The organism is Halovibrio sp. HP20-59 (genome assembly GCF_033052795.2).
In the GTDB taxonomy this organism is placed as follows: Bacteria; Pseudomonadota; Gammaproteobacteria; order Pseudomonadales; family Halomonadaceae; genus Vreelandella.
Map to the genome: position 1 here is coordinate 1 of NZ_JAWJUW020000172.1, position 239 is coordinate 239.

General features: G+C 71.5%; 1 protein-coding gene. It reads right to left on the bottom strand.

The genetic code is table 11. The features are described from left to right. On the bottom strand, positions 1 to 221 hold a 221-nt coding region (locus RZA33_RS19760), incomplete at its 3' end, for a twin-arginine translocation signal domain-containing protein (protein ID WP_322976236.1). Between the last annotated feature and the right edge of the window lie 18 nt (positions 222 to 239).

Consider the following 239-nt stretch of genomic DNA (forward strand, 5'->3'; position numbering starts at 1 on the left):
GTGCCGTTGACGCCGATCGCCCGATATTGCCGGCCGTCGATCGCCATGCGCTGCCGGGCGATCCGGAGCCTGATGTCCTCTCCGGAAACGGTCGGCAGGTCGGGCGCCAGGCCAGGGGAGACGCTCTGGGCCCAGGCGGGCATCCATGCGGCGAGCGCAAGCCCACCGGCGCCAAGCCCGGCCCCGCGCAACAGCCTCCGCCGGTCCATCGTCTTCGTCATCATCACCCCTGTGCTGGG